10 protein-coding genes are annotated in these 15,065 nt (G+C 59.5%); 2 read left to right on the forward strand and 8 right to left on the reverse strand.

Going from position 1 to position 15,065, the window contains the following annotated elements:
• Positions 1-68: 68 nt before the first annotated feature.
• From ACM1ZW_RS26210 to tpx, 5 genes are all read right to left on the reverse strand, one after another.
• Positions 69-1,544 (reverse strand): efflux transporter outer membrane subunit, encoded by a 1,476-nt coding sequence (locus tag ACM1ZW_RS26210; protein WP_017338486.1) that lies wholly within the window; start codon positions 1,542-1,544, stop codon positions 69-71.
• The gene (locus ACM1ZW_RS26215) at positions 1,541-4,648 is read right to left on the reverse strand and encodes an efflux RND transporter permease subunit (RefSeq protein WP_416739675.1); all 3,108 of its coding nucleotides are present in this window, start codon (positions 4,646-4,648) and stop codon (positions 1,541-1,543) included. The genes ACM1ZW_RS26210 and ACM1ZW_RS26215 overlap by 4 nt, the downstream gene beginning before the upstream one ends.
• On the reverse strand, positions 4,645-7,749 hold the full coding sequence (locus ACM1ZW_RS26220) for an MdtB/MuxB family multidrug efflux RND transporter permease subunit (protein ID WP_416739676.1): 3,105 nt from the start codon (positions 7,747-7,749) through the stop codon (positions 4,645-4,647). The genes ACM1ZW_RS26215 and ACM1ZW_RS26220 overlap by 4 nt, the downstream gene beginning before the upstream one ends.
• The gene (locus ACM1ZW_RS26225) at positions 7,746-9,062 is read right to left on the reverse strand and encodes an MdtA/MuxA family multidrug efflux RND transporter periplasmic adaptor subunit (protein WP_414878241.1); all 1,317 of its coding nucleotides are present in this window, start codon (positions 9,060-9,062) and stop codon (positions 7,746-7,748) included. The genes ACM1ZW_RS26220 and ACM1ZW_RS26225 overlap by 4 nt, the downstream gene beginning before the upstream one ends.
• Before the next feature lie 178 nt (positions 9,063-9,240).
• Positions 9,241-9,741, reverse strand: a complete 501-nt coding sequence (tpx, locus tag ACM1ZW_RS26230; protein WP_008030203.1) for a thiol peroxidase — start codon at positions 9,739-9,741, stop codon at positions 9,241-9,243.
• A gap of 453 nt (positions 9,742-10,194) precedes the next feature.
• Between tpx and ACM1ZW_RS26235 the strand changes: the two genes are divergently transcribed.
• The gene (locus tag ACM1ZW_RS26235) at positions 10,195-10,620 is read left to right on the forward strand and encodes a YciI family protein (RefSeq protein WP_017338482.1); all 426 of its coding nucleotides are present in this window, start codon (positions 10,195-10,197) and stop codon (positions 10,618-10,620) included.
• Between the two features lie 71 nt (positions 10,621-10,691).
• Here the strand turns inward: ACM1ZW_RS26235 and ACM1ZW_RS26240 are convergent, their stop codons facing one another.
• A complete protein-coding gene (locus ACM1ZW_RS26240; RefSeq protein WP_416739677.1) occupies positions 10,692-11,657 on the reverse strand; it encodes a hypothetical protein in 966 nt (321 codons plus the stop codon).
• Between the two features lie 314 nt (positions 11,658-11,971).
• Between ACM1ZW_RS26240 and ACM1ZW_RS26245 the strand changes: the two genes are divergently transcribed.
• A complete protein-coding gene (locus tag ACM1ZW_RS26245) occupies positions 11,972-12,763 on the forward strand; it encodes a hypothetical protein (protein WP_416739678.1) in 792 nt (263 codons plus the stop codon).
• A gap of 390 nt (positions 12,764-13,153) precedes the next feature.
• On the opposite strand, the gene ACM1ZW_RS26250 is transcribed toward ACM1ZW_RS26245, so the two are convergent.
• Together ACM1ZW_RS26250 and ACM1ZW_RS26255 are read right to left on the reverse strand one after the other, a co-directional pair.
• Positions 13,154-13,825 (reverse strand): DUF3313 domain-containing protein, encoded by a 672-nt coding sequence (locus tag ACM1ZW_RS26250; RefSeq protein WP_416739679.1) that lies wholly within the window; start codon positions 13,823-13,825, stop codon positions 13,154-13,156.
• A 159-nt stretch (positions 13,826-13,984) separates the two neighbouring features.
• Positions 13,985-14,953: a hypothetical protein gene (locus tag ACM1ZW_RS26255; protein ID WP_416739680.1), complete on the reverse strand. Its 969-nt coding sequence runs from the start codon at positions 14,951-14,953 to the stop codon at positions 13,985-13,987.
• Positions 14,954-15,065: the final 112 nt, after the last annotated feature.

Below are 15,065 nucleotides of genomic sequence, written 5' to 3' on the forward strand. Positions count from 1 at the left end.
CGCTGGATTGGCGTTCCCGGAGCCCACCCCACGCGCCGCCGGGCGCCCTGTAGGCGCTGTCGAGTGACCTACAAGTTACGGTCGAGCTGGCCATCCCATCCGCCACCCAGCGCCGCAATCAACTGCACGCTGGCAATCAAGCGGCTCTGCAACAAATCCAGCATGTTGCGTTCGTTGTTCAGCGCTGTGGCTTGCACGACCACTACATCCAGATAAGCGATCAACCCGGCCTTGTACTGATTCCGGGTCAGGCGCAAGGACTCACGCGCCGCGTCCAGGGCCTGCTGACGCACGGCCGATTCGTTCTCCAGGACCTTGAGCTGGACCAGATAATTCTCCACCTCGCGGAAGCCGTCGAGCACGGTCTGGCGGTACTTGGCGACGGTTTCGTCGTAGGCTGCTTCGCTGCGGTCGACTTCCGCCGAGCGTTGGCCGCCGTCGAACAAGGTCATCGCCAGTTGCGGGCCGACCGACCAGAAGCGGTTTGGCACACTGATCCAGTTCGAAGTGGTGCTGCTGCTGTAACCGCCATTCAAACTCAACGTCAGGTCCGGGTAATAAGCGGCCTTGGCCACACCGATGTTAGCGTTGGCGGCCATGACCGAGCGTTCGGCGGAGGCGATGTCCGGGCGGCGTTCCAATAACTGCGAAGGCAGGTTCAGCGGCACCTCGGGCAGCATCGGGATATCCGCGGATTCCGCGAGGCTGAACTCGGCCGGCGGCAACCCGATCAGCACGGCAATGGCGTTCTCGAACTGCGCACGCTGCCAGATCAGATCGACCAGTTCGGCCTCGGTGCTCTTGAGCTGGGTGGTGGCCTGGGCCACCGCATCTTTGCCGGAAACACCGGCGCGGTACTGGTTTTCGGTCATTTTCAGCGAGCGTTGATAGGCCTCGACCGTGGCTTGCAGCAGACGTTTCTGCTCATCGATCACGCGCAATTGCAGGTAGTTCTGCACCAGTTCCGACTGCTGGCTCAACCGCATCGCCGCCAGATCGGCAAAACTCGCCTCGGCATTGGCGGTGTCGGCTTCCAGCCCGCGGCGCAGCTTGCCCCAGACGTCGGCCTCCCAACTGACCCCTGCCTGTGCGGTATAGGTGTCGCGGATACCACTGGAGGAACTGGTCAGGCTCGAACTGCTGCTGCCGGTGCCCTGGCTGGAGCGGTTTTTCCCGACCGTCAGGTCCACGGTCGGAAAAAACGCACCGCGAGCACTGCGCACCAACGCCTGGGCTTGACGGTATTGGGCTTCGGACTGGGCAACCGTCTGGTTGGCGCTGTTGAGTTTCTCGATCAGGCCATTCAATTGTTGATCGCCATACAATTCCCACCACGCACCGCGGGCCAGGGAATCGCTCGGATTGGCCTGACGCCAACCGGCCGCTTCCTTGTACTGCACCGGCGCAGCGGTTGGCGGGCGCTGGTAATCCGGGCCGATGGCGCAGGCACTGAGCAGCGCAACGCACAGCGACAGGCTCAACAGGCGCGAGCCTCGGGCCGTGATCAGCGGTGCGGACAGGTTGATTAGCGAACGGTCAGTCATAGCGGAGTTTCCAGGGCAGCATCGGTACGCACCCCACGCCAGTGGTTGAAGCGATGGCGCAGTTTGTCGAGATAGAGGTAAACCACCGGGGTGGTGTAAAGCGTCAGGACCTGACTGAAAATCAACCCGCCAATGATGGTCAGGCCCAGTGGTTGACGCATTTCCGCACCTTCGGCACGGCTCAGTAGCAGCGGCAAGGCACCGAGGATCGCGGCCAGCGTGGTCATCAGAATCGGACGCAGACGTTGCAGGCAAGCGCTGCGAATCGACGCCAGCGGTTCCAGGCCCTGATGCCGCTCAAGTTGCAATGCGAGGTCGATCATCAGAATGGCGTTTTTCTTCACCACGCCGATCAGCAAAAACAGCCCGAGCAACGAGATCAGGCTGAACTCACCGCCCAGCGCATAGATCGACAGCAACGCGCCGACCCCGGCCGACGGCAAGGTCGAGAGAATGGTCAGTGGATGGATGTAGCTTTCATACAACACACCCAGCACCAGATACACCGCCACCAGCGCGCCAAGAATCATCCACGGCTGGCTTTTCTGGGTCGCGGCGAAGGCGTCGGCGGTGCCGGCCATTTTCACGATCACGTCTTCCGGCATGCCGAGCTTGGCAATCGCCCGTTCGATGGCCGCAGTGCCCTGCTCCACCGTCACGCCTTCAGCCATGTCGAAGGAAATGCTCTCGGAGGCGAACTGACCTTCGTGGCTGACACGGTCGTCCTCCAGGCTGTTTTCGTAATGGGCGATGGTCGACAGCGGAATCCGCGCGCCATCGGCGGTGATTACCTGAACCTGCTTGAGGGTGATCGGGTCCTGGGCGTACTTCGGATTGACCTCCATCACCACCTGATATTGGTTGAGGCTGTCGTAGATGGTTGAAATCTGTCGCTGGCTGTAGGCGTTGTTCAGGACGGCGGTGACCATGTCCATGTCGACCCCCAGGCGTTTGGCCTGGTCGCGATCGACGATCAAGGTCACCTGCTGCGCCCCGCGTCCTTCACGGGCGTCAATCGCGGTCAGCTCCGGCAACGCCTTGAGCGCGGTCACCACCTTCGGATACCACTGGCGCAGTTCGCCAAGGTCGGCGCTTTGCAGGATGTAGGAATACTGCGAGGTGGTCTGCTCGCGGCCGCCGCCAAATTGCAGGTCCTGATCCGCCATCAGCATCAACTGCGCGCCGGCGACCTTGGGCATTTCCTTGCGCAGGCGCTCGATGACTTTTTGCGCAGAAACGCCCCGCTCCTTGATCGGTTTCAGGCGTACCAGCATGAAGGCGTTGTTGGTGCCGTTGGTGCCACCGATGAAGCCGGCGACGCTTTCCACCGCTTCATCCTTGAGTACAGCGCGGCGGAACGTTTCCATTTTCGGCTGCATGACGCTGAACGACAGACCGTCGTCGCCCCGCACAAAACCGATCAGTTGACCGGTGTCTTGCTGGGGCATGAATGTTTTAGGAACAACGACATACAGCGCAATGTTAACGCCAACTGTCACGATAAGGCTGAGCAAGGTCAGGCGACGGTGACGCAACACCCAATCCAGGCTGGTGGCGTATTTAGCGACCATCCACTCGTTGGCGCGGTGGCTCCAGCGTTGCAGGCGGTTTTCCTCACCCGGCGTATGCGGCTTCAGCCAACGGGCGCAGAGCATCGGTGTCAGGGTCAGCGAGACCACCAACGACACCACGATGGACGCGGCCAGGGTGATGGAAAACTCACGGAACAGGCTTTCGATGATCCCGCCCATGAACAGGATCGACAGGAACACTGCGACCAGCGAGACGTTCATCGACAGCAGCGTGAAACCGACTTCCTGCGCCCCGAGGTAAGCGGCCTTCATCGGCGGCACGCCTTCGTCGATGTGCCGGGTGATGTTCTCCAGCACCACGATGGCGTCGTCCACCACCAGCCCGGTGGCCAGGATCAGCGCCATCAGCGACAGGTTGTTCAGGGAAAATCCGTACAGGTACATCACCGCGAAGGTGCCCACCAGCGACACCGGTACCGCAAGGGTCGGAATCAGCGAGGCGCGGAAGTTACCGAGAAACAGGAACACCACCAGGATCACCAGCGCCACGGCGATCAGCAGGGTCATTTCCGCTTCGTGCAGGGTCGCCTTGATCACCGGCGAGCGGTCCATGGCCAGGTTCAGCTTGACGCTGGCCGGCAGTACGGCTTGCAGTGCCGGGAGCTGAGCCTTGATCTCGTTGACCGTCTCGATGATGTTGGCGCCGGCCTGACGGTTGATCACCAGCAAGACCGCCGCGTCATTGTTGAAGAAACCGCTGTTGTAACGGTCCTCGACGCCGTCGCTGACCTTGGCCACATCCTTCAACCGCAGTGCTGCACCGCCGTTGTAGTGAATGATCAGCGACTCGTAGTCCTTGGCTTTTTCCAGCTGATCGTTGGCCTGGACCTGCCACAACCGCTGACCGTCTTCGACCGAGCCTTTCGGCCGACGCACGTTGGCATTGGCGACGGTGTTGCGCACATCGTCCAGCGCCACGCCGTACTGGTTGAGCGCCTGGGGTTCGAGTTCGATCCGCACCGCCGGCAGGGAGCTGCCACCGATCTGTACTTCACCTACGCCCTGCACCTGGGACAGGCTCTGGGACAGGATCGTCGAGGCCAAATCGTAGAGCTGGCCCTTTTCCAGCACATCCGAGGTCAACGACAGCACCATGATCGGCGCCTGGGACGGGTTGACCTTCTTGTAGGTCGGCATGCTGCGCATCCCGCTTGGCAGCAGGTTGCGCGAGGCGTTGATCGCCGCTTGCACTTCGCGCGCCGCGCCGTTGATGTCGCGATCAAGGTCGAACTGCAGAATCACCCGGGTCGAGCCCTGGCTGGAACGGCTGCTCATGGTGTTGACCCCGGCGATGGCGCCGAAGGAATGTTCGAGCGGTGTAGCCACGGTCGAAGCCATCACCTCCGGGCTCGCGCCCGGCAGACTGGCCTGGACCACGATCACCGGGAAGTCCATTTGCGGCAGCGGTGACACCGGCAGCAAGCCGAAGCTCACCCCGCCCAGCAGCATGATCGCCAGGCTCAGCAACATCGTTGCGACCGGGCGCTTGATGAAAGGTCCGGAGAGGTTCATGGCTGTTCGACCACTTCCACGGGATCAGCCTGACGGCCCCAGCGCCGACCGAGGCGGTCGAAGTAGAGGTAAATGACCGGTGTGGTGAACAACGTCAGCACCTGGCTGACCAACAAACCACCGACCATCACCAGACCCAGGGGCTGACGCAGCTCAGCGCCGGAACCGGTGGCCAGCATCAACGGCACGGCACCGAACAATGCCGCCAGCGTGGTCATCAGGATCGGCCGGAAGCGCAGCAGCGCTGCCTGATAGATCGCCGTCTCCGGGTCCATGCCCTGATTGCGCTCGGCGTCGAGGGCGAAGTCGATCATCATGATCGCGTTCTTCTTCACGATACCGATCAGCAGGATGATGCCGATGATCGCGATCATCCCCAGGTCATTGCCACTCAACAGCAACGCCAGCAAGGCGCCGACCGCCGCGGACGGCAAGGTCGAGAGAATGGTGATCGGGTGGATGTAGCTCTCATAGAGCACGCCGAGCACGATGTACATGGTCACCACCGCTGCCAGAATCAGCAGCAACGTGCTCGACAACGACGCCTGGAACGCTTCGGCCGCGCCCTGAAACTGGGTCTGTACGCCAATCGGCATGCCGATGTCTTTCTGCACTTGCTCGATGATTTCCACCGCATGCCCCAGCGCCACGCCGGGCGCAAGGTTGAAGGACATCATCACCGCCGGGAACTGGCCGATGTGAGTGATCGCGAGCTGCGCCTGACGTTCCTCTATGTGCGCCAGGCTGGACAGGCGCACTTGCCCGCCATCGGTGGTCTTGACGTGAATCTGGTTCAGCGCATCCGGGCCGATCTTCTCGCCGGACTGCGATTGCAGCACTACGCGGTACTGGCTGGCCTGGGTGTAAATGGTGGAAATCTGCCGCTGACCGAACGCGTCGTACAGCGCGTCGGTAATGTTCGACACCGACACCCCGACCCGCGACGCCGCATCACGGTCGATCACCAGGTAGACCTGCAGCCCTTTGTCCTGCAAATCACTGGCAACATCGGTCAGCTCCGGCCGTTGGGCCAGTGCTTCCACCAAACGACCACTCCACAGGTTGAGCAACTCGGAATCCGGCGACGACATGCTGAATTGGTACTGCGTACGGCTTACGCGGTCTTCGATGGTCAGGTCCTGAACCGGCTGCATGAACAGACGAATGCCGACCAGCTTGTCCAGTTCCGGTTGCAGGCGGGCAATCACTTCGGTGGCGCTCAAATCGCGGTTGCTGTGGGACTTGAGGTTGATCAGCAAACGACCGCTGTTCAACGTCGAGTTATCGCCATCGACGCCAATATAGGAAGACAGACTCTCTACGGCCGGATCCGCCAGGATCACCTTGGCCAGTTCCTGTTGCCGCTCGCTCATTGCTGCAAAGGAAATCGACTGCGGCGCCTCGGAAATGCCCTGAATGACGCCAGTGTCCTGCACCGGAAAGAACCCCTTCGGCACGAGCATGTAAAGGAATACAGTCAGCGCCAGGGTGCCGATCGCCACCAGCAACGTCAGCGGTTGATGCTTGAGAACCCACTTTAACTTGCGCCCGTAAGCCGCGATCATCCAATCAATTGTGGCACCGCTGGCCCGGTAGAAACGGCCCTGTTCTTCTTCCTTGGGTTCGCGCTTGAGCAGTCGCGCGCACATCATCGGTGTCAGGGTCAGCGAGACGACCAGGGAAATCAGGATCGCCACCGCCAACGTGATCGCAAACTCGCGGAACAAACGCCCCACCACGTCGGCCATGAACAGCAACGGGATCAGTACAGCGATCAGCGACAAGGTCAGGGAAATCAGGGTAAAGCCGATCTGCTTGGCGCCCTTGAGCGCCGCGTTCAACGGGCTGTCACCCTCTTCGATAAACCGGGAAATGTTCTCCAGCATGACGATCGCATCGTCCACCACAAAACCGGTGGCGATGGTCAGGGCCATCAGGGTCAGGTTATTGACCGAAAAACCGGCGAGGTACATCACGCCGAAGGTGCCGATCAACGACAGCGGCACGGCCACCGAAGGAATGATCGTGGCACTGGCGCGCCGCAGGAACAGGAACGTCACCATCACCACCAGCGCGATGGCGATCAGCAATTCGTGTTGTACGTCGGTGACGGACGCACGGATGGTCTGGGTGCGGTCGGTCAGCACAGTGACGTCGAGGCCGGCCGGCAGGTTATCCGTGATGCTCGGCAGCAACGCCTTGATCCGGTCGACCACTTCGATGACGTTGGCGCCGGGCTGGCGCTGGATGTTCAGCAACACGGCCTGGTTTTCGTTGGCCCACGCCGCCAGACGTTCGTTCTCCGCTCCGTCGACGATTTCCGCCACGTCCTTGAGCCGCAATGGCGCACCGTTGGCGTAGGCCAGGATCAGGTTGGCGTAATCCTTGGGCGAGGTCAGTTGATCGTTTGCATCGAGCATCGAGACCCGGGTCGGACCGTCGAAGTTGCCCTTGGGCTGGTTGACGTTGGAGGCACCGATCAAGGTGCGCACGTCCGACAGGTTCAAACCGTTGGCCGCCAGGGCTTCGGGGTTGACCTTGATCCGTACCGCCTGACGCTGGCCGCCGGCAATGCTGACCATGCCGACGCCGCTGATCTGGGCGATTTTCTGTGCCATGCGCGTATCGACCAGGTCATTGAGCTTGGGCAGCAACATGGTCTTGGACGTGATCGCCAGGGTCAGCACCGGGGTGTCCGCCGGGTTGACCTTGTTGTACACCGGCGGCGCGGGCAGGTCCTTGGGTAGCAGATTGGTGGCGGCGTTGATCGCGGCCTGCACCTGCTGCTCGGCGACGTCCATGTTGATGTCGAGGCTGAACCGCAGGGTCAGCACCGAGGCGCCACCGGAACTGGTCGAGGCCATCTGGGTCAGGCCGGGCATCTGCCCGAACTGACGCTCGAGCGGCGCGGTCACGGCGCTGGTCATGACGTCCGGGCTGGCGCCGGGATAAAGGGTCATGACGCGAATGGTCGGGTAATCGACCTGGGGCAAGGCCGACACCGGCAACAGCCGATAGGCAATGACGCCGGCCAGAATAATGGCCAGCATGCTCAGGGTCGTGGCGACCGGGCGAAGGATGAACAGCCGCGAGATGTTCATGCGCCGCCCTTTTTCGCCTTGTCGGTGGTCGCCGGATCAGTCGCGCTGGCCGCCGGTTTGCCCTGCAGGTGCCCGGTCGGAGAGGTCGGCACGTCCTTGGTGTCATTGACCACTTCTACTTCACTGCCTTCCTTCAGGCGGTCGGTGCCTTCGAGGACTACGCGATCGCCGGCGGTCAGGCCTTCGGTGACTACGGTGTTTTCACCGTCGCTGGCGCCGACTTTCAACTGACGGATCGTGACCTTCTTGTCGCCATCCATTGCATAGACGAACGTGCCATTGGTGCCAAACTGGATGGCTGCCGAAGGCGCGAGTACCACGTCTTTGAGCGTGTCGGCGAGCAGGTGGACGTTGACGAACTGATTGGGGAACAACGCCTGATCGCGGTTTTCGTAGCGAGCCTTGAATTTCAGGGTGCCGGTGGTGACGTCGATCTGGTTGTCGAGGCTCTGCAACACACCGGTGGCTTGCATTTTGGTGTCGCCACGGTCCCAGGCTTCGGCGGGCAGTTTGGCGCCACTGCGATAGCGGGCCAGCACCACGTCGAGGCTGTTTTCCGGCAAGGTGAAGGCAACGTTGATCGGTTGGGTCTGGGTGATGATCGCCAGCGCCGTGGTGTCATTGGCGGCCACCAGGTTGCCGACGTCGAGCTGACGCAGGCCCACACGACCGGTAATCGGCGCGCGGATCCTGGTGAATTCGAGATTGAGCTTGGCGTCATTGACCGCCGCCTGATTGGTCTTGACCGTGCCCTGATACTGGCCGACCAGCGCTTCGGCGGTGTCCAGGGTTTGCTTGGCGATGCTGTCTTCACGGTACAGCCCGCGATAACGTTCGACATCGACTTGAGCGTTCTTCAGTTGCGCCTGGTTTTGCAGCAAGGTGCCTTCGGCCTGCAGCAAGGCGTTCTGGTAAGGACGCGGGTCGATTTCAGCCAGCAGATCGCCGGCCTTGACCATCTGCCCTTCTTCGAATGACACCTTGATCAGCTCGCCGCCCACCCGGCTGCGCACATTGATGGTGTTCAGCGCCGTCACGGTGCCCAGCGCCTTGTAGTACAGCGGGAAGTCGCCTTTGACCGCTGGCGCGACACGCACCGGAACCGGCCCCGTCGCGCCCCCGAAACCCGGACGCATGCCGCCCGAACGACCGGTATGCCCCGCCACGGCTTTTTGTCCTGCACCTTCTTTTGGCGCAGCGCTGCCGGGCCAGAATTTCCAGCACAGGCCAGCGATGACCAACAGGACAAGCAGGCCGAACAGCCAGCGACGAGGACTACGGGAAGCGGAGGATTGCATTGAATGATCAACCATTGGGCGCGTGGGCTTCTTCTACGGGAGGCTGAACGATAAGCACTGGCGGGTATTTAGCAAAGCGCCTTTACCGGCAATTTACCTTCGGCTTACGTAACAGGAGATTTATCTAAGACACTGAAGCACAAATGAAAACGGCCTGGACAGGGCCAGGCCGTTAACAATTGTAATGAACTGCTTATTTCAGAACGGCAAGTGCGGCTTCGTAGTTTGGCTCTTCAGCGATTTCCTTGACCAGCTCGCTGTGCAGCACGTTGTCGTTCTCGTCCAGTACCACAACGGCACGGGCGGTCAGGCCTTTGAGTGGGCCGTCGGCAATGGCAACGCCGTAGTTCTCGATGAATTCGGCACCGCGCAGGGTCGACAGGTTCTGCACGTTTTCCAGGCCTTCCGCGCCGCAGAAACGGGCCTGAGCGAACGGCAGGTCAGCGGAGATGCACAGCACCACGGTGTTGGCGACATCGTTGGCCTGGGCGTTGAACTTGCGCACCGACGTGGCGCAGGTCGGGGTGTCGACGCTTGGGAAGATGTTCAGCACTTTGCGCTTGCCGGCGAAGCTCGCCAGGGTCACGTCGGACAGATTGCCGGCAACCAGGGAAAAGGCTGGCGCCTTGGAACCGGCTTGTGGCAGTTGGCCGTTGACTTGAACCGGGTTGCCTTTAAGAGTGACTTGAGCCATGAAAGGAGTCCTTCTGAACGTTGGTGTGGAGAATTTTGAAGAGGCCGAAGTTAACCACGAAACGGGCTGACGACCTATGGGCGGATACAAATTGTGAAGGGTCGTCGCAGAGACTGGATACAACCCTTGCAGAGAAAAAAGCCTGTGGGGATCCGGTAGGTGCGGTATTGCGGCGCACAAATCAGGAACGTGCAGAGGCTGATCACCTCGCCCCTAATGGCCTCAATTTCGCCGGGTACATATTTGCCGATGAGGAAGGCAGCCACTGGCCCCTGAGCATTTCGCCTATGGAATGCCGGTCGCCGACTTCTCGGGACATATTAATGACGGAATGAATGTCGAAAATTAATCGACCGAATCCCGTTAAAACGACGTTTTTTTGAAACGTTGTCGATTTGGCAAATCACCAATCGACCATACAGTGAATCATTCAAATCCAGAGGACACACCACCATGCGATTCATGATCATTGTCAAAGCCAGCCCGGATTCCGAGGCTGGCGTGATGCCCAGTAAAGAACTGCTGACCGCGATGGGCAATTACAACGAGGAACTGGTCAAGGCCGGGATCATGTTGGCAGGCGAAGGTTTGCACCCGAGTAGCCAGGGCGCCCGCGTACGTTTTTCGGGCGACAGACGCACAGTGATTGACGGCCCGTTTGTCGAAACAAAAGAGCTGATCGCCGGTTACTGGCTGTGGCAGGTGAAGTCGAAGGACGAAGCAATCGAGTGGGTCAAACGCTGCCCCAACCCGATGCCGGGTACCGAAGCCGAAATCGAGATTCGCCAGGTGTTTGAGGCCGAGGATTTCGGTGCCGAATTCACGCCGGAGCTGCGGGAGCAGGAGGAGCGGCAACGTGAGCAGATGAACAAGCGCTGAGTGCCTGTAACGGTTTTCGGGGTCCGGCGCTCCGAAAACCGTCAATCATCCTGCTATGGACAAACCAAGGTTCAAATTACAATGGTTTTTGCTGAATGAGGCTGGCCAAGCACATAGGTTTCCACTGAAACCGGCCCGTTCACTTCCCTCGCATCAAACTCCACGGAGCTGGCGCCCAGGTTGCTGGTGACGCCAGTCAAGAGCGCTCCACCTCGCCAACTCCACTGGATAGCCACGCCGGGTACACGTCGGAACGGCGGAACCTGGGAAAAAGTCGTCAGTGTTATTCGATTGCCAGCGGTCCCCTTGAGAATCGTCGTCAGATACAAAACAAGATCGTGATTTCCCAGTTCCAACGCTATTTCAAGACGGATTTCGGGGTCGTCCTCCAGATACACGATCATCGAAAACTTGCTATCCCGGGTGTTGCCACACACCAGATCCCAGGAAGCGCCTTGCGCTTCCAGGACTTTGGATTCGCCGGGCGATGGTTCGAGGGTCACGTCCAGTCCTGTGGGGGGTATTCCCCAAACCACGACCGCGTTGAGGTTGATGGATGGACTACCGGCCAGTGGCTGTATTTGGACGGGGTAACGGTTTCCTCGCACTGGATAAGCGCTTCCGGCCGGATCATATTCGGCTCCGTTGAACAAGACCTTCACCTCATCCCACAGGGTCAGTGACATAACCCGACACGGGAGTGGCCAGGGCTCGGTTACTTCCCTGCTCAAAAACACCAAGGTGACATGAGCACTGCTGCCTTCGCTCGGTGTGAGTGCCCAGTTAAACCGGCCACGAACCGGGTCCACCCAGTGTTTAAAAGCAGGCGACGCCACGATGTTCAGGCCTCCATCTTCAGCCAGGCCCAAACAGAGCTGCCTCGCGATGGACGGTGGAACTTCCACGCTCACGGTGTTTTCCTGGTCGCGGCGCAGGACGATAGCGCCATTCCATTGCACCTCCTTGCCATTGATGATCAGTCGGGCCTGTTTCCAGGGGCTTTCAACAGCGGATACGGATTTGAATGCAACAGTCATGGCCTTGGTCTCGATAATCGACGGTGGGTTGAAATCCGCCACTGCAACTATCAGTAAAAAGCACCTCGCGCGGAACTGTCATAAATGACAGATCGTTAAGGCTAATCCGAACTAAAAGAGATGCCTTTTATTCGGATTCACCCAAGGGTGAGCTGTGCACAGATACCCACCAATTAATCCTGTCGACTGGATAACCCGTCGGCAGCTGCTAACGTCCATCAGACGTGTCCTACAGGCTTGATAGGAAAGAGATTACGCAGTAACGGCCGCCAAGTGCCGAGTTGACCAATGAGCCACCAAGGAACCGGCGAATCATGTCGAAGCATCCAGGAGCGCGCACCCTTTTTTTGGCGATCTCTTTAACATCTGTGGTTTGTGTCCAGGCGGACGATCCCGACATGGTCAGCAAAAGCAACAATCCATTGAACCCCGAGCCGGGGATGAACCTGCTGGATTACTACACCCCGAAATACTACGACTCCAACATCCACACCAACGACCTGCTGGTGCGCGGTACGCTGCCGCTTGCGCCCAACGATTTCATTGGCGTCCCGCAATTGCTGCGCGCCACTGCGCCGATCAGCATTCGCCCTGATTCGGGTGGGAGTTACAGCATCGGTGAAGGTGATCTGAATCTGCTCGATATCTTCCTGCTCAAGACCGAGGGCGTGCAGTTGGGCATCGGTCCGCAGATCACTGCGCCGTATGCCGATAAGGACGAGTTCGGCACCGGCAAATGGCAAGCGGGACTGGCGGCCATTGCGATCGAGTCATCGCCCCGTGGCTTGCTCGGCGCGTTGGTGCAATACCAGAGTTCCTTCGCAGGCGACAACGACCGCCCGCATGTCGAATCAGCCACCTTGCAACCGTTTGTCATTCACAACCTGGAGAGAGGTTGGTACCTGCGCTCAACCGCGACCTGGACCTTCGACCTGAAGAATGACACCCATTACATCCCCCTTGGTCTGGGTGCCGGCAAGGTCTGGAAATCAAGGGACAATATCCTCAATGTATTCATCGAGCCGCAGTGGACCGTCGAACACAAGGGTGAAGGCTTGCCGCAATTCACGCTGTTCGCCGGCCTTAATGTCACTTTCGGTCAATAAGGATTTCGCCATGCACATTGCACTTCGCGCAGCCGGTTACAGCCTGATGTCCATGTTCGTCAGTTGTGGGGTTGGCGCCCGGGATTTCAGCGTCGCCCCATCAAGCTTCACCGCCATGGGGGAGGAATCTCGAGGTATTACCAGTGGGGCTTGCTGCCCCCGGACGGTGGATCAGGAGAGTGCAGAGCTCAGAACCGTCGCCAGGTGATACGTGGGGATAGTGGGAATCGGTTTTTTCCGGTGGTTTGTCGGAGAACGATTTTGCGACTGGACCACCGTCTCCGCGAGCAGGCTCGCTCCCACAATTGATCTCCAGTGAGCACAAATTATGTGTGCGACAGAGATCTACTGTAGGAGCGAGCTCGCGAAAAGGCCCTTAGCCCCACCGCATCATTTGGATTTCAATTTCAGAAACGACTGATGCAAATCCGAAGCCCAGCCATCGATCACGATTTTCACGTCATCGGCCTTCATCACCTGAGCCTCGTTTTCCAGCGGTTTGCCAGTGCCCTTGCGCACCACCTGGGCCAGCACCTTATTGTTCCCGCCATCCAGGAACACCGCTTCAGTGGCCAGATCGGTCTGCTGATCACGAATCCCGCTCGCGGTGCTGACCGCCGCCGCGACGAGGGCAATCGGAATCACTTCATAAGGCTTCAGCCCTTCGGTCTTGCTGCTGACGGCGGTAATGGCCGCACGCACCACCATCACACCAGGGCCAGGGCCTGCCGCCAAAGGCAGGGATTTGCCAATCTCGCGTTTGAGCGCCTGATCGTAATAACTGGTAATCCCGTTCAAGGTGGTCTGAGGGATTTTCACGGTCGGCTGAGGCTTGGGATACATCTGGGTCGGTTCGACATACACGCTTTTGTATTTGTTGAGGTCGAACTTCGGATCCACCCAGCGCATCACCACCGCCCCCGAGGGGGATTTGGCTTCCTTGAGCTGACTGTAATCTTTGAGGAACCCCGAATACTGGTCCGGCTCGACCTTGGAGCTGGTGCAGCCCACCACGCCGATCGAGGCAATGCACAGTGTGCTCATCATTAACGCTAGCTTCATGCTGTAACTCCTGTAGGGCGGTGGACAACAGTTTGGGGAACAGGTGTTACAGGTATAGCCAATGCCGTACTTTTTGTTCTGATAAATATCAATATTCATTCGTTACTGCACCCTACGAGGCCGTGTCGGCGATAGCGCCGACACGGCCTCCCCTATCAATCACCAGGACGAACCACTCTTCGCCGCCAACTCCCGCCGACTGTTGGCCCGCATCGCCTTGATCAACGACACCGTGCCCACCAGCAAAATCGCGGCGCCGAACAGGAAGTCGATGTTGTACAGCTGAAAGTCATTCAACGGCCCCACCAACAGCACCCGGATCGCACCGATACTCACCAGCGTCGCCAGAAAATCGATACCCGGCTCGTCGCGATAGAACACGTGCATCAGCGGCAGGCAGATCACCAGCAACAACAGCAGCACGATCACCTTGAACGAGCCTTTGCGCTCGACGCTGAAGGCGCACTCATAGGCCGCGTAAGGTTTGTAATCCTCCTCGCGGACCAGTGAATTTTTCTCATTGATGTACTCGGCGCGGTTGTACTTCTGAATCGGCGTGAAGGTGTTGGACATCTCCATGTGGGTGGTGATGCGCTTGAATTTCAGGTCAATCCGTTCATTGCCCTTGAGGATGTACAGCACCGGCTTGTAGCCGTAGCGATAGCTATCGAACGGAAATGCTGCTGCCCTCCCCTGGACGCCGATGGGCCGGGTTTCAAGCTCGGCGTAGGCGCTCTTGTCGAGTGAGGAGAGATTGCGACTCAGGGGCTTGACCCTGACCTGCTCGAGGAAAATCGGCGTGACGCCGTAAGACCATTGCAGCGGTTCCAGGCGCAGGCGCAATTCGTTGCGGCCCAGGTCATAACGATCGAAGGTACGCTCGGACACGATGACCGCCCCCGAGAGCATGAATTCGCCGCGCACATTGCTGGTGATGCGCAGTGTCAGCCAATCCTTGCCCAGGGCCGCCACGTCGCTGGCCGGTGGCGTTCCGCACCAGGCAGCACTGTCGAATGACTCCCCGAGTTGCCCGTTGCGGTTTTCCTGAAACAGATAGAAGTAACTGCCCCACAGGGCCGCCATCAGCACCAGTGCGATCAGCCCCAGAATTTTCTTGCCCGCGCTCAAACCAGACTCCTTTCTTTGCTGACTTCCTTGTGAGGCGCGGACTCTATCAAAACGGGATCGCCGTCCAAAGCAAAAAGATCGCAGCCTTCGGCAACTCCTACACAGTGCTGTG

This window comes from Pseudomonas sp. NFX71 (genome assembly GCF_048079215.1).
GTDB lineage: Bacteria > Pseudomonadota > Gammaproteobacteria > Pseudomonadales > Pseudomonadaceae > Aquipseudomonas > Aquipseudomonas fluorescens_B.